The organism is Paenarthrobacter sp. YJN-D (genome assembly GCF_015040335.1).
Taxonomy (GTDB): domain Bacteria; phylum Actinomycetota; class Actinomycetes; order Actinomycetales; family Micrococcaceae; genus Arthrobacter; species Arthrobacter nicotinovorans.
The window spans coordinates 3,201,469-3,221,030 of the sequence record NZ_CP053549.1; the positions used below are offsets into that span (position 1 = coordinate 3,201,469).

The 19,562-nt window shown below is 64.0% G+C and carries 14 protein-coding genes; 4 read left to right on the top strand and 10 right to left on the bottom strand.

Features of this window, described 5'->3' with window-relative positions:
* Positions 1-127: 127 nt before the first annotated feature.
* From HMI60_RS14860 to HMI60_RS14880, 5 genes are all read right to left on the bottom strand, one after another.
* Positions 128-544 (bottom strand): DUF779 domain-containing protein, encoded by a 417-nt coding sequence (locus HMI60_RS14860; protein ID WP_026267023.1) that lies wholly within the window; start codon positions 542-544, stop codon positions 128-130.
* A gap of 11 nt (positions 545-555) precedes the next feature.
* Positions 556-1,578: an alcohol dehydrogenase AdhP gene (gene adhP, locus HMI60_RS14865; RefSeq protein ID WP_181423237.1), complete on the bottom strand. Its 1,023-nt coding sequence runs from the start codon at positions 1,576-1,578 to the stop codon at positions 556-558.
* A 95-nt stretch (positions 1,579-1,673) separates the two neighbouring features.
* Positions 1,674-3,197, bottom strand: a complete 1,524-nt coding sequence (locus HMI60_RS14870) for an aldehyde dehydrogenase family protein (RefSeq protein WP_018776796.1) — start codon at positions 3,195-3,197, stop codon at positions 1,674-1,676.
* A gap of 96 nt (positions 3,198-3,293) precedes the next feature.
* On the bottom strand, positions 3,294-4,637 hold the full coding sequence (locus HMI60_RS14875) for a helix-turn-helix domain-containing protein (protein WP_079580837.1): 1,344 nt from the start codon (positions 4,635-4,637) through the stop codon (positions 3,294-3,296).
* 145 nt (positions 4,638-4,782) lie between these two features.
* The gene (locus HMI60_RS14880) at positions 4,783-6,222 is read right to left on the bottom strand and encodes an FAD-dependent oxidoreductase (RefSeq protein ID WP_064721539.1); all 1,440 of its coding nucleotides are present in this window, start codon (positions 6,220-6,222) and stop codon (positions 4,783-4,785) included.
* Between the two features lie 118 nt (positions 6,223-6,340).
* On the opposite strand from HMI60_RS14880, the gene rarD reads away from it, so the two are divergent.
* Complete coding sequence (gene rarD / locus HMI60_RS14885) at positions 6,341-7,411, top strand: EamA family transporter RarD (RefSeq protein WP_110503795.1); 1,071 nt, start codon at positions 6,341-6,343, stop codon at positions 7,409-7,411.
* Here the strand turns inward: rarD and HMI60_RS14890 are convergent, their stop codons facing one another.
* From HMI60_RS14890 to HMI60_RS14910, 5 genes are all read right to left on the bottom strand, one after another.
* The gene (locus HMI60_RS14890; RefSeq protein WP_227453543.1) at positions 7,412-8,776 is read right to left on the bottom strand and encodes an alpha-L-fucosidase; all 1,365 of its coding nucleotides are present in this window, start codon (positions 8,774-8,776) and stop codon (positions 7,412-7,414) included.
* Entirely contained in the window at positions 8,773-10,722 is a 1,950-nt protein-coding gene (locus tag HMI60_RS14895; protein ID WP_193589872.1) for a DUF2264 domain-containing protein, read from the bottom strand. Before HMI60_RS14895 ends, HMI60_RS14890 begins: the two co-directional genes overlap by 4 nt.
* Positions 10,723-10,832: 110 nt before the next feature.
* The gene (locus HMI60_RS14900) at positions 10,833-12,482 is read right to left on the bottom strand and encodes an extracellular solute-binding protein (RefSeq protein ID WP_193589873.1); all 1,650 of its coding nucleotides are present in this window, start codon (positions 12,480-12,482) and stop codon (positions 10,833-10,835) included.
* 31 nt (positions 12,483-12,513) lie between these two features.
* On the bottom strand, positions 12,514-13,443 hold the full coding sequence (locus HMI60_RS14905) for a carbohydrate ABC transporter permease (protein ID WP_227453544.1): 930 nt from the start codon (positions 13,441-13,443) through the stop codon (positions 12,514-12,516).
* Positions 13,427-14,470: a sugar ABC transporter permease gene (locus tag HMI60_RS14910; protein ID WP_227453545.1), complete on the bottom strand. Its 1,044-nt coding sequence runs from the start codon at positions 14,468-14,470 to the stop codon at positions 13,427-13,429. The genes HMI60_RS14905 and HMI60_RS14910 overlap by 17 nt, the downstream gene beginning before the upstream one ends.
* Positions 14,471-14,726: 256 nt before the next feature.
* On the opposite strand from HMI60_RS14910, the gene HMI60_RS14915 reads away from it, so the two are divergent.
* From HMI60_RS14915 to HMI60_RS14925, 3 genes are all read left to right on the top strand, one after another.
* Entirely contained in the window at positions 14,727-15,752 is a 1,026-nt protein-coding gene (locus tag HMI60_RS14915; RefSeq protein ID WP_227453546.1) for a hydroxyacid dehydrogenase, read from the top strand.
* Complete coding sequence (locus HMI60_RS14920; RefSeq protein WP_193589875.1) at positions 15,752-16,846, top strand: LacI family DNA-binding transcriptional regulator; 1,095 nt, start codon at positions 15,752-15,754, stop codon at positions 16,844-16,846. Before HMI60_RS14915 ends, HMI60_RS14920 begins: the two co-directional genes overlap by 1 nt.
* Before the next feature lie 131 nt (positions 16,847-16,977).
* The gene (locus tag HMI60_RS14925) at positions 16,978-19,398 is read left to right on the top strand and encodes a polysaccharide lyase 8 family protein (protein ID WP_227453547.1); all 2,421 of its coding nucleotides are present in this window, start codon (positions 16,978-16,980) and stop codon (positions 19,396-19,398) included.
* The last annotated feature ends 164 nt before the right edge of the window (positions 19,399-19,562 follow it).

The following is a 19,562-nucleotide window of genomic DNA, read 5'->3' on the forward strand; positions in this document are numbered from 1 at the left end:
TCAAGAATAGTGTCCGACCAATGGACGGCCATATTTATCCCAGATAGTGAGACGCTTGCCGAATTCGCGTGACAGGTGTGACTGGTGTGATGAAGGCCCGTAACCCTCATCACACCAGCCACCCACCCTAAATGCTTGGCACGTCCCAGTCCATGAGCGTTGATCGGATCAGGAATCGCTTCCCCTCGGGAGACTCAACGGAGAACCCACTGCCTCGGCCCGGAACCACATCCACGGTGAGGTGGGTGTGGGACCAGTAATTGAATTGCTCCTTGGACATCCAGAACTCCAGTGGTTTGGCATTTCCATCGGGCCCGAGGTCGAACCGCCCAAGGAGAACGTCGGAGTCACCTGTCAAGAACTCCCCCGCCGGGTAGCACATGGGAGCCGAGCCGTCGCAGCAGCCGCCCGATTGGTGGAACATCAAAGGGCCGTGCTGCTCCCAGAGTTTGAGGAGCAGCTCGACGGATGCTCCGGTGAGCGCCACCCGGGAGAAGTCCTCCCCGGGCAGCGTCACCGAAGCTTCCAGGATGTCCTGGGACATGTTGGCGTTCATCAGAACTTCAGAACCACTCGGCCGTCGATCTTGGCGTGCTTCATCTCGTCGAAGACAGCGTTGACTTCCGAGAGCTCCCGGGTGGATACCGTTGGCTTGATCTTCCCCTGGGCATAGAACTCCAGCGCTTCCTCGAGGTCCTGCCTGGTGCCCACGATCGATCCCCTGACCGTGAGGCCCTTGAGGACAATCTCGAAGATCGGCGCCGGGAAATCTCCGGGCGGAAGGCCGTTGAAGACGATCGTTCCACCGCGCCGGGCCATGCCAATGGCTTGTCCGAACGCCGAGGGGTGCACGGCCGTGACCAGCACGCCATGGCAGCCGCCCGTTTCGCGCTGGATGACCTCCGCCGGGTCCTCATGCAGTGCATTGACCGTCAACTCGGCACCATGCTCCCTGGCGAGTGCCAGTTTGTCGTCGGCAATGTCCACCGCTGCCACCCGCAGACCCATTGCCACTGCGTACTGGACGGCGATGTGCCCCAGGCCGCCAATGCCGGAGATGGTGACCCACTGCCCCGGCCTGGCCTCGGTCATCTTCAAGCCCTTGTACACCGTGACGCCGGCGCAGAGCACGGGTGCAACCTCCACCGGATCCGAGCCTGCCGGGATGCGCGCAGCGAAGCGGGTGTCCACCAACATGTATTCACCGAACGAGCCATCCACGCTGTAGCCGCCGTTCTGCTGCGACTCGCACAGGGTTTCCCACCCCGTCCGGCAGTACTGGCAGTCTCCGCAGGCCGACCACAGCCAGGCATTGCCCACGAGGTCGCCGACCGCCACGTCCGTGACCCCTTCGCCGAGGGCTACCACTTCGCCGACACCCTCGTGCCCGGGAATAAACGGTGGTGTCGGCTTGACGGGCCAGTCGCCTTCGGCGGCGTGCAGGTCGGTATGACATACCCCCGACGTAATGAGGCGGACCAGCGCCTGGCCGGGACCCGGCGTCGGGCGTTCGACCTCCATGACCTTCAGGTCGGTTCCGAATTCAGTGACTACTGCTGCTTGCATAGTGGTGGTCATTGACGATCTCCTTTGATCTGTACGAATGATGGGAGTTTTTGTACAGCTGATGCCCCTAAGTCCGCTCCATAAGGGCATCTGCTGTACAAAAACTCTTAGAAGAAGCCGAGCTTGTTCTCGTTGTAGCTGACCAGGAGGTTCTTGGTCTGCTGGTAGTGGTCCAGCATCATGGCGTGGTTTTCACGGCCAATACCTGAGGACTTGTAGCCACCGAAAGCGGCACCTGCCGGGTAGGCGTGGTAGTTGTTGACCCACACACGGCCGGCCTGGATTTCCCGGCCCGCGCGGTAGGCGACATTTCCGTTGCGCGACCAGACGCCGGCACCAAGACCATAGAGGGTGTCGTTGGCGATGCCGATGGCGTCGTTGTAGTCGCTGAACTTGGTCACGGACACCACCGGGCCGAAGATTTCCTCCTGGAAGATCCGCATCCGGTTGTGGCCTTCGAAGATGGTGGGCTGGACGTAGTAGCCGCCGGCCAGGTCGCCTGACAGCTCTGCCCGGGCCCCGCCGGTGAGGACCTTGGCGCCCTCCTGCTTTCCGATGTCGATGTAGGAGAGGATCTTCTCCAACTGGTCGTTGGAGGCCTGGGCGCCGATCTGGGTGTCGGTGTCCAAGGGGTTGCCCTGGATGATCTTGTTGGTCCGGGCCACGACGTCGGTCATGAAGGAGTCGTAGATACCTTCCTGAACGAGTGCGCGGGACGGGCAGGTGCAGACTTCGCCCTGGTTGAAGGCGAAGAGCGTGAACCCTTCCTGCGCTTTGTCGTAGAAGGCATCGTTCTGGGCGGCGACGTCGTCGAAGAAGATGTTCGGGCTCTTGCCGCCAAGTTCCAGCGTGACCGGAATGAGGTTGTTGGACGCATACTGGCTGATCAGCCGGCCGGTGGTGGTCTCGCCGGTGAAGGCGATCTTGCGGATGCGGGGGCTGGACGCCAGCGGTTTGCCTGCTTCCACACCGAATCCATTGACCACGTTTACTACGCCGGCCGGAAGCAGGTCACCGATGAGCTCCATCAAAACCAGGATCGACGTCGGCGTCTGCTCAGCCGGCTTCAGGACCACGGCGTTGCCGGCTGCGAGCGCCGGGGCCAGCTTCCACACGGCCATGAGGATGGGGAAGTTCCACGGGATGATCTGGCCGACAACGCCCAACGGCTCCTTGAAGTGGTACGCCGTGGTGTCCTCGTCGAGCTGTGAGAGGTGGCCTTCCTGGGCGCGGACGGCGGAGGCGAAGTAGCGGAAGTGGTCAGCTGCCAGCGGGATGTCAGCGTTCAAGGTCTCGCGGACGGGCTTGCCGTTGTCCCAGGTCTCGGCAACAGCCAGGAGCTCCACGTTCTCGTCAATGCGGTCGGCGATCTTGTTCAGGATGGCTGCGCGTTCGGTGGCGGAGGTCTTCCCCCAGGACGGTGCAACCTTGTGCGCTGCGTCCAGGGCCAGTTCGATGTCCTCCGACGTCCCCCGGGCAACTTCGCAGAAGGCCTTGCCCGTCACGGGGGTGATGTTCTCAAAGTAGGCGCCCTTGACCGGGGCAACCCATTCGCCGCCGATCCAGTTCTCGTAGCGGTCCTTGAAGGTGACCTTCGAACCCTCGGCACCCGGCTGTGCATAAACAGTCATTGCTAGCTCCTTTGCTGCGAATCACGGTGGCTGTCGCCATTGATCCGAGCCTAGGAGCCAGGGGGTTGCAGCTACGTTGCAACAGTGTGAGTCAGCTCACGCTTTCAACTCGACGTCGATCCGCTCAAGATCGGCGACCACGGCCGCCCGCTTTGGTGAGCGCGGCGGCAGCAGCTTCAGCACGGCGAGGCGGAGGTCGACGTCGTACTTCGCCTCGGGCAGTTCCGCATACTTCAGGAGCGAATCGACGCTGCCGTCGCTGAGCAGCGCTTCCCGCAGCAGGTGGGACACCCGCTCCCGCAACTGCACGACGCCTGGTGCCTCCGAACGCGGCAAAAGCGCACCTTTGTAGATTTCCAGGGCAATGCGGTGGGCGCCGCGCTGCAGGCAATTGAGGACCTGTCCGGAGTCCGGAAGCAACTCGACCGGCAGCCTGTAGGGGCGGGATTCGGGAACCGCGTCCGGGCTGATCTCCTGGATGACTTTCCGGAGCCGCACCATCTCCGCCCGGAGCGTCACGGAAGAACCGTCGCCCGGGTACAGCAGGGCGCAGAGGTCATCGGCGCTCAGTCCATCCGGATGGTTGCCCAGGATGGCCAGGATTTCGCTGTGCCGTGCGGACAAGGAGACCGTCCGGCCGGCGATGCTGAGCAGGGCATTGTCACGCCCCAGCAACTGCAGGCTGTTGCGGTACAAAGCGGGGCTTGAAGCGGCGGCCGCGCTCCGGCGTCGTGGTTTGTCGCGAACGGCGGCTGCGAGCTGCAGCCGTTCAATCCGCAGCTGCGCCTGGGCTGCTGCGACCGTCGCCTCCACCAGGGACAGGGTGTGCGGCGCCACGGCCGTTTCTGTCCCGGTGATGTCCACAACGCCCAGCACGGCGCCGGAATCGGGATCGTGGAAGGGAACCGCGGTACAGCTCCAGGGATGGACGGAGCGCTTGAAATGTTCGGCTCCGGAGATCTGGATGCTCCGGTCGAGGGCGAGTGCCGTGCCGGGTGCGCTGGTGCCAACGGAGGCTTCGGACCAGTCGGCGCCGGCCACGAACATCATGCCTTCGGCCCGCCGCTGCATCACCGGATCGCCGTCCACCCACAAGAGCCGCCCGACGTCGTCCCCCACGGCCACGAGAAGACCGCTGTCATGGCTGGGCTGAACCAGCAGTTTCCTGATCACGGGCATGATGGTGGCCAAAGGGTGCTGCCGGCGGTACTCCTCCAGCTCATCGCGGTCCATCGCCAAGGGGGCTTCGGCGACGTCGGGGTTGGCCTGGAGACTCGCCGAACGCTGCCAGGATTCCCGGACCAGCCGGCGCAGCCCGACGATATCTTCCGGCACGCCAATGCGCAGGGATTCGAGGCGTTCATGGCCGGCCAGGGCACGCTTCTGCAGCAGCTCCGCGGCATCGCTGCCTGGAACCGGCGGGTGGACTGGATTCCTCATCGAACTCCCTGACATTCTGTGCGTTGGGCCGCGCGCGGTGGGCAGCACAGTACGAGAGAGTCTAATTCGCCAGATGGAGTTTTTGTACAGCTGATGACCCTAAAGCGTCCGAATAGGGGCATTAGGTGTACAAAAACTCCAAGGGTCAGCCGCGGGAGATCCGGATCATTTCCTCACGCGGCACAACCTTGATGCGCTCACGAACCACACCGTCCGGATTCTCGTCGGACGCTGACCAGGCAGCACCAAGTGCGGCCTCGTGGGCGTCAAGCCGGTTCCAGCCCTCCCAGGTGGTGTACTCCACCCCGCGCTCTTCCAGGAGGTCGATGATGGCTTGCGGGTCCGGGTTTTCGGCCGGCGGCAGGTTGAGCCGGTCTTCCAGGAGGAAGCCGATGGTTTCCAGGGCGTCACCCTTGGTGTGGCCGATCAACCCCACGGGTCCGCGCTTGATCCAGCCGGTGGCGTAGATTCCCGGCACGGGCTTGCCGTCGGCGTCCAGGACGCGGCCGCCGTCGTTCGGGATGACGCCGCGGCGGGCGTCGTACTCAAGTTCATCCAGCGGCGAGCCGTGGTAGCCGATAGCGCGGTACACGGCCTGGACGGGGTACTCCACGAATTCCCCGGTGCCCTTGACGTTCCCTGTGCCGTCCAGCTCCATACGTTCGAACTTGATGCCGGCCACCCTCCCGGGCGTCTCCGGCGAGTCAAGGATCTCCACGGGGCTGTGCAGGAAGTGCAGGTGCAGGCGGCGGGAGGACGGCTGCTCGGATTCGGCGTGCTCCTCCACCAGCCAGTTGGTCATGGTGTTAACCATGATCTTGATTTGGTTGTTGCTGCGGATCGCCTCATCCGAGGCTTCGTCGAACTCGAAGTCCTCCGGGTACAGCACGATGTCCACGTCCTTGCAGTGCGAGAGCTCGCGCAACTCCAGCGGCGTGAACTTCACTTGGGCGGGGCCGCGGCGCCCGAACACGTGGACATCGGTGACGGGCGAATTCTTGAGGCCTGCGAAGACGTTGTCCGCGATCTCGGTGACCAACAGCTCTTCAGGGTGCTTGACCAACATCCGTGCTACATCCAGTGCAACGTTGCCGTTGCCGATCACGGCAATTTCCTTGGCATCCAGCGGCCATTCCCGGGGCACGTCCGGGTGGCCGTCGTACCAGGAGACGAAGTCGGCGCCGCCGAAGGACCCTTCCAGGTCGATGCCGGGAATGTTCAGGTCCGCGTCCTTGATGGCGCCGGTGGAGAAGATCACGGCGTCGTAGAAGGAGCGGAAATCGTGCAGGGTGAGGTCACGGCCGTACGTGACGTTGCCCAGGAAGCGGATGTCGCCACGGTCCAGCACTTTGTGGAGGGCGTTGACGATTCCTTTGATGCGGGGATGGTCCGGCGCCACACCGTAGCGGATCAGTCCGTAGGGCGCGGGATACGCCTCGAAGAGGTCGATGCTCACTTCAACATGCCCGTCCTTGACCTCGTTGGACTTGGTCAGGATATCCGCGGCGTAAACCCCTGCGGGGCCTGCGCCGACAATGGCAACGCGAAGGGGACGATTGGGGATGGTTGCGGCTGAGTTGGACACCGTGAGCCCTTCCGAAGCAGTGAGCCACGCCGCTGTTGGGGGCGCGCAGACTTCAATTCTAGGTGTCGACCCTACACCCGGCCGCTTATATGGCAGGAGTCACAGAGATTCATAAAAATTGCGGAATATTGCAGCAATACCCGGTGTTGGCGACAATGTGTCGACTCCGGAACAGATCATCTCAGGCTCCCCTTCAAACCAGCCCCCGACGGCGGCGGCCAAGGGCGGTAGAGCAGGAACCGGCGGTTCAGCCAAGCCTGTGAGGAGCGAGTCGACGGCGGGAATCCTGTTTGGCATCGGCGCTTACGGCCTGTGGGGCCTGCTTCCCCTCTACTTCTTTATCCTCATGCCTGCCGGGGCGATCGAAATCGTGGCCAACCGGATTGTCTGGTCCCTCATCTTCTGCGCCCTCCTGATCACCATCACGCGGGCCTGGCGGGTTTTCGGTGCAGCGTTGAAGGACCGTACCGTCTTCGGGCCGCTCGCGCTCGCCGCCGGCCTGATCGCCATCAACTGGCTCACCTACACGTTCGGCGTCACTACCGGGCATGCTGTTGAGACCTCCCTGGGCTACTTCATCAACCCGCTGGTCTCGGTCCTCCTGGGTGTTTTCGTCCTCAAGGAGAAGCTGCGCCCCTTGCAGTGGACGGCCGTGGGCATTGGATTCGTCGCGGTGGGAGTCCTGACTTTCTCGTACGGGCAACTCCCCTGGATCGCCCTGATTCTGGCGTTCAGCTTTGGCTTGTACGGTTTCGTGAAGAAGCGCGTTGGTCCCAAGGTGGATGCCTTGACGAGCCTGAGCGTTGAGACCGTGGTGCTGGCTCCCTTTGCTGCCATCACCATGGTGGTCCTGGGTGTCACGGGGGCTGAAACCCTCACGACGATGGGCGCCGGACATTTCTGGTTGCTGGTGGCTTCCGGCGTGATCACCGCTGTTCCGCTGCTCTTCTTCGGCGCCTCTGCCCGTCGCCTCCCGATGACCACTATCGGCCTCCTCCAATACTTCGCGCCGATCCTCCAGTTTGTTGTGGCGCTGCTGGTGTTCCACGAAACAATGACGACGGCCCGCTGGATCGGCTTCTGCGTTGTCTGGCTTGCTTTGGTCCTCCTGACCATCGACATGCTGCGGACCACCAGGAAGAATTCCGTGCTGAGGAAGAAGGCCCGGGTGGCAGCGGCCGGAGCTTAGCTAGTCGAGCACGTCCGGATTGGGCTCCTTTTCGGAAGCAGGCCCGGCAAGGAGTCCAGTTTCCAGGGCAAGAACGGCGGGACCAGCCTCTGAGCCAGCCCGCAGTTCCACCTCGAATACGGAATCTGCCAGCCTGTTGTACGGGTGCGCGCCGGTCCCGGGTGTCCGGAGCCCCGTGAGCTCCAGGCCCGCAGGGAGCTGCAGGCGCACCCGCCCCGACGCCGGCAGGCGCGTGACCACAGCAAACACTTGTCCGCTGCTGCTGTCCCGGGTGAAGTACCCCCACCCCGGATAGTCCCAGCCCTCGGCGTACCCGCACCCGTAGATCGCTTCACCGTTGACCGCGAGCCACTCCCCCACCCTGCGGGCGATCTCCACCTCGGCAGGGGCCATGGAACCGTCGCCGCGGGGGCCGAAGTTCAGCAGGAAGTTACCACCCAGGGATGTGCAGTGGGCGATCATGTCCACCACATCCCAGGGATGCTTGAGCGTCGACTGCGCCCACGGGCCTTGGTGGTATCCCCAGCTCGCCTGCGGAATGGTCATGCAGGCTTCCCAGTCACGGGTGGCAACGCTGGTGTCCCAGGGCTCGGGAAGCCGGCGCTCGTAGCCGCTTTCGTAGTCGCCCATGAGGTGGCCGTTGGAGTCCACGTGTCTGGCTCCAAGGTCGTCCGCCCGCAAGCGGCTGTTGACCACCACGCCGGGAAGACGTTCTTTCAACATCCGTTCCACCTCCCAGGTCCACCACCCGTTGGCCTTCACGGATTCGTCCCACGTGCCGTCGAACCAGAAGCCCTTCACGCTCGGATAGCGTTCGGCCAGTTCTTCCAACTGTTTCATCGCGAAGTCGAGGTAGCGGGCGAAAGCCAGGTTGTCGGCGTCGTTCTCCAGCGTGAAGCGCCAGTCCGGGTGCCGCCAATCCAGCACCGAGTAGTAGAAGTTGACGTCAATCCCCCGGGCTTCATAGGCGGCCACCAGCTCACCCAGGACATCGCGGCCGGAGGGCGTGTTCCCCATGTGGAAGTCCGTGTGCGCGCTCGGCCACAGGCAGAAACCATCATGGTGTTTGGTGGTGATGGTCATGTAGCGGGCACCCATCGCCACTGCCGTGTCCGCCCACCGCTCGGCGTCGAAATCCGCCAAGGTGAAATCGTTCGCGAGCGCCTCCCAGCGTTGTTGCGGAATCTTCGCCACGCGGGGCAGGAACTCAGCGGCGAATTCCACATCTTTGCCTTCCCAGCGACCGGCGGGCAACGCATATAGTCCCCAGTGAATGAACTGCCCCACGCGATGGCCGCGGAACCGCTGCATCGCAGCATCCTGCCGTGGTTCCTGCCTGGCGGCTCCATATTTGAGCTCGATCATTTCCCCACCTGCCCGTCCCACGGCACAAACGTCCGCAGGTCAAAAGATTGCTGTGCGCCGCCAGCCCACGACACGGAAACTTCCGTACCTGAAACCACGACGGCGGCAGCCGCCTGGAGCGCTTCCGGCGAAGGAGCCGGTCCCCGGGTCAGCGTGTGGAGGGCAACGTGGACCGTTTCCTCACTGTTGCGCTCCGCGCCAAGGCTCGGGACTGCTGAGTGCTTGCCCATGGCGTTGGCATCCGTATACCGCGTGGTCCGCGGCTCTTCCCAGCCGTGCACCGCCGTCACAGCGACGTAGACATCACCGTTGCCGGCCCACGCGGTGTTGTCCGTCGCTCCAACGTCCACCGGCGTGGCGCCGGCAACAGCATGGCCACCCTCCCGGACGGAATACTCCATCGGGCCACGGACCAAATGGCAGCGAAGCTCGTGGATGCCGTCCACCACCGACACTGTGATGACGGCCGTGCCGGGCAGGGTCTTTCCGTGCAGCTGAGGGATGTGGACGGATCCGCTGACGAGTCCGTCCGTGCGGGTGGCGCGCAGGGCACAGCGCCGGCTCGCCACGCCGTCGGACCCCAACAACGCAAGGTGACCATCCACGTTGTCCTCCCACGCAACTCCTGTACCCGGCGCTGTATGGGTGGAATAGGAGAACTTGGCGTAGTGCGGATCATCGGGGTCCGTGCCGCCGCCCACGGGCAGGCCGCAATGGTCGCTGCCGTGGTTGGTGAGACGGACCAAGCCGCCATCGCTGATCACAGTCCAACCCGCATCAGGCAACGCCCGAACAGCGGCCGGGCCATCTGTGGGCTGCGGCTCTTCCACGTCCTGCCACACCCTGTGCTCCGGCGGCAGCGCCAACCCCAGGAAGCCGATGCCTGCCAGATACGGTGAACCGAACCCGCTGTACGCCTGGCAGGAGCCCAGATGTTCGTCATACCAGCCCAGGTTCGGCGGCCCATCAACGCCAACGCCCTTCGCCGTGAAGTTCGCCAGGACCCCGGACGCCAGGCGACGCGTGGCACCCGACGTCAACGGGTTTACGCCAGAGATCTCGGCACACCACAAAGCGGCCAGGACCGCGGTGCGGTACGCCAGGGATCGCCCGACATGCAGCACTGCCCCATCACTGGCGAACATCAGGCTCTGCGTACCCACGAATTCGCGCAAGCGCTCCAGATGACGGCGACCCTCGGGGGTATCCTCACGGCCGGTCATCTTGTACCAGGCCCACAAATAAGGGTGGATGGCCCACGCGTTGTAGTAGTCGATGGCGTGCTCCGGCCCGTCGGTGTACCACCCATCGCCCAGATACCAGGACTCCACCCGGGCCACATTCCGCGCACCCGTGCAGCCCGACACGTCCTCCCCCACCGAACGCAGGAAACCCTCCGCCATTGCCGGAAAGAGCTGCCAGTTGTTACCCCACACCTCGAGCCGGGCATGGTGCCGCAACCAGCCGGCAACCTGCTTCTTTTCATCGGCATCCAACGGTTCCCACAACCACTCCCTGGCGATGTGGAGCGAGAAAGCGATGTTCGCCGCTTCCACAATCGAGTTGGTCACCCCCAGCAACGGAGACTTGCACGTGACACCCAACGGCCAACGTTCTGCACCGTCAGGATCGGTACCGGCCAGCAGCGCCTCCCGGTACCAAGCCGCCAACTCCAAGCGGTCCCGGCCACGGGCACCGGCGATCCGCGGCGCGGCCATCAGCATGCTCCGTCCGATGGTCTCCATGCCTTCCCGGCGCTCGCCGTCACGCGTCACCGGGCCCGGAAGGCGTGGACTGGCCTTGAGCGGGCTGGAGTAGGCACGGATGTGTCCGAGCCAATGGTCGGCCGTGGCTTCCCAATGGCCGCGGGTCCAGCCCGTGAACGGGGACAGGACGGGATCAGGATGGGGAAGCCAGGGCTGGGTTACTGGCGGGAGCTGTGTCACAGGGTTCCTTGGGTTGTGCAGGCCGGGTTGTGCAGGCCGGGTTGTGCTGGCCGGGTTGTGCAGGCCGGGTTGTGCTGGCCGGTTTAGCGGACCGGGGCGGGGCGGGCCGGCTACTTGGCCAGCGCTGACTCGTATTCGCCGCGGATGGTGTCGCCACCATTCTTCTTCCAGTCCGCCACGGCAGTCTTAAGTGCGTCCATGGTGCCACGTCCGGCAATGACTGCTGTGGCGGCGTCGGAGACGGGTTGGCCCAGCTTGGCGCCCTTGCTGGCGTTCGTCGGGCTGAACAGCGTGCCACAGGGATCTTCGACACCCAACGGGATGAGCTTCGAGTAGGCATTATGCATGACGCCCACAATGTCCTTGTTGCTGGGGTCGTACACCACTTGCTGCGGTGCGGCCAGGTACTTCCACGGCACGGCGTTGTCCAGCAGGCCGCGATCGGTCACCACGGGATTACCGCTGGCGTCCAAGGTGTAGTCGGCCCCTTCTGCGCCGTAGTTGAGCAGCAGGTACTCCTCGCTGCCGAACGGAGCCGCCAGGAAGTTGGCCACGGCCAGGACTTCCTTGAGCTTGGTTTCGTCGGCTTTCTTGAGCATCACGGTGCCGAACGTGATGTTGTCCAACCAGGTCTGCGCCTTGCCACCGTCGTGGCCCACAGGGATGAACGGGACGGCTTTGTTGGCCTTGTTGGCTGCGGGAACGCTGCGGCCGTACCCAGTGGGTCCGATGTAGGCCGGGAGTCCGTCGTAGATCATGGCCACTTTGCCGGAGATGAAGGAGTTCACCATCTGCGACTTCGTCCAGCCCTCGGAGCCGGGAACGTACAAGCCATCTTTGTAGAGCTTGGCTGCGAACTCGATCGCGGCCATGTATTCGTCCGTCTCGAACGCCCTGGTGAGTTTGCCGCCGTCGTTCTTCCAGACGTTCGGTGTGCGGAACATGTGGTGCAGCATGGTGAGCCCAAACTTGGTGCTGCCCAACGCCCACTGGTTCTTGGAGGGGTTGGTGAGTTCCTTGGCCACCCGGTAGAAGTCGTCCTTGTCCTTGATGTCTTCAGTGGACTTGACGCCGACGTTCTCCAACAGCGTCTGGTTCACGAAGCCGGACCCACCGGTGAGGTTGCGCGGAATGGGCAGCGAGTACAGCTTGCCGGCCTGGACGGTCTGCTTCCAGAACACCTCCGGAATGGCCGCCAGGTTGGGATAGTCCTTGATCTTGTCGCCACCCAGCAACGGTGTCAGGTCCGCACATTTGGCCTGCAGGAACTCCACGATGTTGGGCACGGCGGCGCCGTCGTTGAGCATGAGGTCCGGAAGCTCGCCGCCGGCGATGATGGTGTTGAACTTGGTGGCGTAGTCGTCCGAGGAGACCGAGGTGATGTCCACCTGCCCGCCCAGACGGGCTTCGATGGCCTGCCACGCAGGGTTGTCCGCCCGCGCGTTCGGCGCCGTGCCGAACAAGTTGGTGATAGCTGTGATTTTGCCTCCCTTCAGCGGTGCTGTCTGCACGCTGCGGAACGGCGCGGGGTACTTGTAGAACGCCGACGGCACACCTTGCGCTGTACCGGGGATGTCGGCAGCGGCTGCCTGGAGGGGCATGTGCGTGGGCAACAATGCTTCGCTGGCGTTCGAGGCGACACTGGTGGTGCGCTGCCCGCAGCCGGCCAGGGCCCCGCCGCTGAAGAGAGCCAGCGCACCGATGCCTGCTACGGAGAGGAAGTTCCGGCGGCTGGGGCCGGCAGAGGGTACTGCGTTCATGGGTCTTCCCTTTCAAGAATGGAGAGTTGGACTAGCCTTTGATGGCGCCGGTGAGGACGCCCTTGGTGAAGTAGCGCTGGAGGAACGGGAACACGATCACGATCGGGATCAGGGAAATCACGACGACGGCCATCTGGATCGCTTGCGACGGCACCGCGATCTCGGCCACTGCGGAGTCGCCCATGGGCTGGCCGAGCAACACGTATTGCCGCAGGATCATGGACAGCGGCCACTTGTCATCGTTCAGGTAGAGCATGGCGTTGAAGAACGCGTTCCAGTAGCCCACCGCGTAGAACAGTCCGACGACGGCCAGCACGCCTCGCGAGAGCGGCAACACCATCTGGACCAGGATGCGGAAGTCCCCCGCGCCGTCGATCTTTGCGGCCTCGAACAGTTCCCGCGGGAGGTTCATGAAGAAGGACCGGACCACCACGAGGTTGAAGGCACTCATCAAGGTGGGCAGGACCAGCGCCGCGTAGCTGTCCAGCAGTCCGAGTTCCTTGACCATGAGGAAGCTGGGGATGATGCCGGGGCTGAAAAGCATGGTGAACAGGGCGGTCATGAGGAAGAAGCGCCCGCCGACCAGGTCCCGGCGCGTGAGGCCGTAGGCCATGGCCACCGTAACCACCAAGGAGAGGGCCGTGCCCACGGTGGTGATCAGCAGTGAACGGATCAACGCATCAGTCACCACTCCCCCGGCAAAGATGGTCTGGTAGGCAGCGAACGTGGGCTCTTTGGGGAAGAGGACCAAGCCGTTGTTGTTGGCGATCTCGCTTTGGCTGGAGAGGCTCGTAGCCAAGACGGCCAGCAGCGGGTACAGGGCCAGGAAGCAGATGATGACCAATGCGATGGTCTTGGCAACCTGGACGGCGGGCTTGGGTTTCTCCATCCAGATCGGGCGTGTGTCCTTGGGCTTCAGCCGGCCCAGGCCGGCCACCAGGGTGCTACTTGGATTTGCCATTGGAATAGACACCTTCCTGTCCAAAGAGATGGGCGAGTTTGTTGGCACCGAGCACCAGGATCAGGCCCACAATGCCCTTCACCAGGCCCACGGCTGCCGCCGGACCCCACTGCCCGTCCTGGATGCCGTGGAAGTACACATAGGTATCCAGGACTTCTCCGGCACCGGGACCCACGTTGTCGCGCTGGAGAACGATCTGTTCGAAACCGACGGACAGGATGCTGCCCAGGTTGAGGATGAGGAGCAGGATGATCACAGGCATGATTCCGGGGAGGGTGATGTGCCAGAGCCGGTGCCGTGCATTGGCTCCATCTACGGCCGCGGCTTCGTAGAGTTCCTGGTCCACGTTCATCAGGGCTGCCAGGAAGATGATGGTGCCCCATCCGGCGTCCTTCCAGATGGATTGGATGGTGACCAGGAACGGGAAGAACTCCGGGGTGGTCATGGCGTCGAAGCGCGGAAGGCCCAGGCTCTCCAGCAGGTGCGGGACAGCGCCGGTGGCACCGAGGACTTCGGAGAAGACTGCCACGATGATCACCCAGCCAATGAAGTGCGGCAGGTAGACCACGCTCTGGACAAACTTCCTGATCCTGTCGGACACGATGCTGTTCAACAGCAAGGCCAGGCAGATGGGAACCGGGAAGAACAGGGCCAGCTGGAGGCCCGTGATCACCAGGGTGTTGCGCAGGGCTTCCCAGAAGGCGCCGTCCTGGAACATGGCTGCGAAGTTGTCCAGGCCCACCCAAACACTGTCCACGAATCCGAGGTAGGGCTTGTAGTCAAGGAAGGCGATGATGTTGCCGGCCAGCGGGACGTAGTGGAACACCACGAAGTACAGGAAGCCCGGCGCGATCAGCAGCAACATCACTTTGTCGCGGCGGATCCGGGCCATGAGGCTCTTCTTGCGGCCGCGGCCTGCGGCGGGTCCCCCGGGTGGGCGACCCCGACGGCGGCCGTCCGCCACCGGCGCCGGCCCGCCGACGTCGGGCGTCGCCTGGGGCGTGAGTGTCTGGCTGTTGCTGCTCATGTATTTCCTCTGTCTGCGCCGAAGCCGGCGGATGTGGAGTGGCCCGGCGCCCGGAAGCGCTCGACGGCTAGAAATAGTAAGCGTTTACTATGGGGAACAAGCTACCCAGAAGAATTGTGTGATGTCAATAACACACAAAGATCCTTATTTTGATTGGAATCTGGGATTGACAGCCATTCTTCGACACACCTACGCTGACATGCAAATAGCAAGCGCTTTCTATGCTTTCATCACCACGACCGGACGGAAACCTGCAGTGACCACCAACCTCCAGCACGCCGGCACCATCAAGGCTGCGTTCGTGATGGGCCGCAGTAATCTGCCCACCCTGTTCAGCACCGAGGACCTTGCCCGGCTCCGTGGAATCGTCACACTGCTGGATCCCGAGCCCGTCTCCGATTTCACCGTCCCGGGCACCCTTGAGCGCCTCGGAGACGCCGAACTGCTCATCACCGGGTGGGGCGCCCCTCTCATTGATGCCTTCGTACTGGACCACTTGCCCCGGTTGCGCTGCATCGTCCACGCGGCAGGCACCGTGAAAACTTTCCTGTCCCCTGAGGTGTACACCCGGGGAATCCAGGTGTCGTCGTCGGCCGCGGCCAATGCCGTGCCGGTGGCCGAGTTCACGTTCGCCGCGATCGTCATGGGCCTGAAGAGGGCCCGGAGGTTCAGTGAGCAACTGCGCATGACAGGCGCCTCCCGCAACGCCGCAGGGTTTCCCACCATCGGAACCAACGGCGTCACGATCGGCTTGGTGGGCGCCTCCCGCGTCGGGCGCCAAGTGATCGGACTGCTCAAGAACCTCGACGCGCGGGTACTGGTCTACGACCCCTACCTCACCGCCGTCGAGGCCGCCGAACTGGGTGTTGAAACTGTTGGCCTGGACCAGCTCTGCGCCCTCTCCGATGTGGTCAGCATCCACGCTCCGGACATCGCTGAAACGCGCGGCATCATCGGTGCGCAGCAACTTGCCCTCATGAAGGACGGGACACTGGTCATCAACACCGCACGCGGCGCGCTGATCGATGCAGCAGCCCTGACGGCGGAACTCGTGTCGGGGCGGCTGGACGCGTATCTGGATGTCACGGATCCGGAACCGCTTCCTGCCGACTCGGTCCTGCACACCCTGCCCAATGTGGTGCTGACGCCTCATATCGCGGGGGCAATGGGCAACGAGATCCACCGTCTGGGCAGCCACGCCGTCACGGAAGTCCGGCGATTGAGCGAGGGCTTGCCCTTGGCTTATCCGGTATTGGCGGCGGATCTTGCGAGAATCGCCTAGTGACTGACAAAAGCTCCCCCACAGATCCGATCCATGCCCGCGGCGGCAGCGGCGCCACCATTGCCGACGTCGCGCAGGCGGCAGGCGTGTCCGTGGCCACCGTTTCCAGGGCCCTGAGTGGCAACTACCCGGTGGCCAAAGCCACGCGTGAGCGGATCTTCCGCTCCGTGACGGACCTCGGCTACGTGGCCAACGCGCATGCCCGTGCCCTGGCCGGTGCCACTACCCGCACGGTCGGAATCATCATCAACGATGTCGCCGACCCTTTCTTCGCTTACATTGCCCGGGGCGTGGAGCGGCAGGCGAGCGCCGAGGGCCGCCTGTGCCTGATCACCGCCACCCATGGCGACAAGGAACGGGAGCTCGCGCTGGTGGACCTCATGCGCGAGCAGCGGACTGATGCGGTGATCGTGGTGGGCGGCGCGTCGGACGACCCCCGTTACCGGAAGCAGATGGCCGACCGTGCCCGGGCGCTTGCTGCGGCAGGATCCGCGTTGGTCCTGTGCGGCAGGCCGTCCCTGGGCACTGGTGTTCCCACCAAGATGGTCACCTACGACAACGAAGGAGGCGCCTTCGCCATTACCGACTACCTGATCTCGCAGGGACACCGGAGGATCCTTTACGTCGGTGGCCCCCGTGATTTTTCGACGACGGCGTCCCGGCTGGCCGGTTTCTACCGCGCCCTGGATGCCCGAGGTATCGAACGCGATCCTGCCCTGGTCCACGAAGGAGCCTTTGGCCGCGGCTTCGGCTACAGCCGGATGCGCGAACTGTTGGAGCAGGACCTTGGGTTCACCGCCGTCTTTGGTGCCAACGACCTCGTCGCCGCCGGAATCCTGGAGGCTCTCGAAGAACGCGGAATCAGGGTCCCGGAGGACATTTCGGTTGTTGGCTACGACGACGTTCCCGTGGCCAGCGAGCTGCGTCCCCGCCTGACAACTGTGCGGGTGCCGCTCGAGGAACTGGGACGCGAAGCCGTGCGGCTGGCGCTGGCCCAGTCTCCGCACGACGCCGGCGCCTCCTCCGACAACACCCTCACCGTCGGCACGCACATAGTCATCCGGGACTCGGTGTCATTTCCCAAACAGTCGTGAACTCTCCGTTCACTGCTGTTGAGGGGCCCGGGAACCGGACATAAAGCTGCGGAGAGCTTCACCGCAGCCGCATTCCCATCACCCCCGAAACAGTTTTGAACGGAGCAGTTTTGAACTTCACTGGACCCACCATGAGCCGCCGAAATCTCTTCCGCACCACGGGGGCTGCCGCCCTCGCCGGGGCACTGCTGTCCCAGACAGCGCCGTCCATGGCAGCCGGCGACGCCGGCTTGCAGGAACTCATAGATCGTCGACGCCTGGTCCTTACCGGGAGCCGGAGCGCCGCGGATGTCCCCGAACTCGCAGGGCAGCTCGAAGGGATGGGCAGCACCGCCGGTACGTGGTGGACGTCCATGGACAAGGCGCCGGTCCGGACCTCTCTGTGGAGCGACATCCCCTTGACGGGCATAGGACAGTCCACCGCGGCCACCAGCAACATGGGCCTGCACTTCAACCGCCTCTACGACATGGCGTTGGGCTACGCGGTCCCCGGCAATCCCTACGCCGGGAACCCGGAACTGGCCGCTGACATTGTTGCCGGACTGAAGCTCCTCAATGACACCGCGTACAAGCCCGGGATGCGCGCTGCCGGAAACTGGTGGTTCTGGGAAATCGGTGTTCCCCGCAAGTCAGTGGATATCCTGACACTGCTTCATACCGAGGTCCCCGAAGCCCTGCGGACGTCCCTGCTGGCAGCTGTCCGCTGGTTCGCACCGAACCCGAATTGGCGCGGCCGTGCTACATCTTTCGCCGAGACAGGCGCCAACCGCGTGGACAAGGCGCTGGCCTGCTGCATGCGCGGCATCCTGGACAACAATCCGGATGAAATCGCGTTGGGACGTGATGCCCTGAGCGACACCGTCCGCGGTGGAGTCAACAGCGTCTTCACCTACGTGACCAGCGGCGACGGCTTCTATACCGACGGCTCCTTCGTGCAGCACACGTACCTGCCTTATGCCGGGACCTACGGCGTGGTGGCGTTAGCCGGTATCGCAGAGATCATTGCCATGCTGGGCGGGAGCTTGTGGGCCGTCAGCGACCCGAAAAGAACCGTACTCCTTGAGGCAGTGGAACAGACCTATGCCCCGTTCGTGTGGGACGGCCGGATCATGGACACCGTCCGCGGCCGTGCCGTGTCGCGGCAACGGGAACCCGACTACGTCAGCGGCTTCGGCCTGATCTCCGCGGTGCTGCTGTTGGCGCCGGGCTGCGAGCAGCCGTACCGTTCCCGGTTCCTGGCCTTGGCCAAGGGCTGGCTGGAACGCTGCGCAGACCAGAAACTCGTAGGGCACCCAACGCAGAGCCTGGCAAAGTCCCTGTTGTCCCTGGACGTCCTCTCCGATACCGCCGTGGTCTCCGCGCCGGCACCGGTGTACAGCCGCATGTTCGCCGATCAGGACCGACTGGTCCACCACCGCCCCCAGTGGGGTTGCACGGTGAACCTGTCCTCCAAGCGCATCGGCAGGTACGAGTGGGGCAACAGCGAGAACAACCTTGGCTGGTACCAGGGCGACGGCATGACGTTCGTTTACACCCGCCAGGACCCCTCGCAGTTCAGCTCCGATTTCTGGCCGACGGTGGATCCTTACGCCCTTCCCGGCACCACGGTCAATGACCAAGCACGGGCCAGCGGCGCGGGAGGCGCCGGGACCGGAATTCCGCGCGCTTTCCAGGCTTTTGCCGGTGGGCTCACCGTGGATGCCCGGTGGGGTGTCATCGGCATGGACCATCTCAACCACAACAAGACCTTGTCCGGCAGGAAGTCCTGGTTCTTCCTTGATGACGCGGTGGTCTGCCTGGGGGCGGGCATCACCGGCACGGGTGGGGCTGCCGTCCAGACCACGGTGGAGAACAGGGCGTTCGCGTCAGGAACCGTGCCTGCGTTGCGGACCGATTCCCGGAACCGTCGCATGGCACCCGGCGATGCAGCAGTACAGCTCCAGAAGTCCGTGCACATCGAGGGGCACGGCGGCTACGTGTTCCTTGATGCGCCGGGAGTGTCCGGGGTGCCTGAAGTGGCCGTGGTCCGCCGAACGGGGAGCTGGTTCGACGTGAACTCCGGAGCAGACACCGGCGGGTCAACCGATCCTGTTACCCGGGACTATGTGACCGTCACGCACCGCCACGGTGTGGATCCATCCGGATCGGGCTATGCCTACATGGTGTTGCCCGCGGCAAGCCATTCCACTACGTTCTCCCAGTCGGCCAACCCCGATGTCAACGTCCTGGCCAATTCGTCGGAGGTCCATATGGTTGAGCTGGTCAAGGACCAACTCGTCCTGGCCAACTTCTTCGCAGCAGGCACTGCAGGCGGCTATGCCGTCTCCGGCTCGTGCACCCTGGCAGCCCACCAGGCCGGGAACCAGCTCACCCTGTCCGTGGCCGACCCATCCTGGACCCAAGCCAGCGTCCGGATCACGCTGCCTGGTTCTCAGTGGCGCACCGTTGTACAGGCCGACGACGGCGTGGCCTTGGTCAGTGCCGGGCCCGTGGTCATCGAGGTCCAGCTGGACGGACATGGCCACCAGAAGAACCTGACGCTGGGCACCTAGGGCGCTCCGGCGTCGAGATCGCGGGAGCCATGCGGGATCGCTGTCTAGCTACAGCGATCTCGACGAGGAACGGCGATCTCGGCGCACTCCGGCGAACTCGGGCCACTGCGGCGACGGCGTGGGCCTGGTCAGTGTCGGGCCAGTGGTCATCGAGGTCCAGCTGG